General features: G+C 60.2%; 1 pseudogene. It reads right to left on the minus strand.

The window, feature by feature from the left end:
* Nucleotides 1-10: 10 nt before the first annotated feature.
* Nucleotides 11-1,007 (minus strand): annotated as a pseudogene (gene tuf, locus QD409_RS35375) (elongation factor Tu); the annotation flags it as partial.

Genomic DNA, 1,007 nt, shown 5'->3' on the forward strand with positions numbered 1-1,007 from the left:
CACATCAGTCCACATCAGTCGTGCGGAAGTAGAACTGCGGACGGTAGTTCGTGAAGAACGGCGTATGACGGCCGCCTTCTTCCTTCGTCAGGATGTAGGCTTCGGCCATGAACTTCTTGTGCGGCTTRACRGAGCCCGGCTTGCACAGGATCTGACCACGCTCGACGCCGTCACGGTTAACACCGCGAACCAGCGCGCCGATGTTGTCGCCGGCCTGGCCCTGGTCGAGCAGCTTGCGGAACATTTCAACGCCGGTAACCGTCGTCTTCGACGTCGGGCGAATGCCGACGATTTCGACTTCTTCACCAACCTTGACGATACCGCGCTCGACGCGGCCGGTCACAACCGTACCACGGCCCGAGATCGAGAACACGTCTTCGATCGGCATCAGGAACGGCTGGTCGATCGGACGCTCAGGCGTCGGGATGTAGGCGTCAACAGCGGCCATCAGCTCGCGGATCGCRTCTTCGCCGATCTTCTTGTCGGAGTCTTCAAGAGCAGCAAGCGCCGAACCCTTGACAACCGGGATGTCGTCGCCCGGGAAGTCGTAGGACGACAGAAGTTCGCGAACTTCAAGCTCGACGAGCTCGAGAAGTTCCGCGTCGTCAACCTGGTCGACCTTGTTCAGGAACACGACGATCGCCGGAACGCCAACCTGACGAGCGAGCAGGATGTGCTCGCGGGTCTGCGGCATCGGGCCGTCAGCAGCCGAGCAAACCAGGATCGCGCCGTCCATCTGGGCAGCGCCGGTGATCATGTTCTTGACATAGTCAGCGTGGCCGGGGCAGTCGACGTGAGCGTAGTGACGAGCAGGCGTCTCATACTCAACGTGCGCCGTCGAGATCGTGATACCACGTGCCTTCTCTTCCGGTGCTGCGTCGATCTGGTCGTACGCCTTGAACTCGCCGAAGTACTTCGTGATCGCTGCCGTCAATGACGTCTTGCCGTGGTCAACGTGCCCAATCGTACCAATGTTGACGTGCGGCTTATTGCGCTCAAACTTACTC

Origin of the sequence: Rhizobium sp. BR 315, assembly GCF_050577975.1 — a bacterium.
GTDB lineage: Bacteria > Pseudomonadota > Alphaproteobacteria > Rhizobiales > Rhizobiaceae > Rhizobium > Rhizobium miluonense.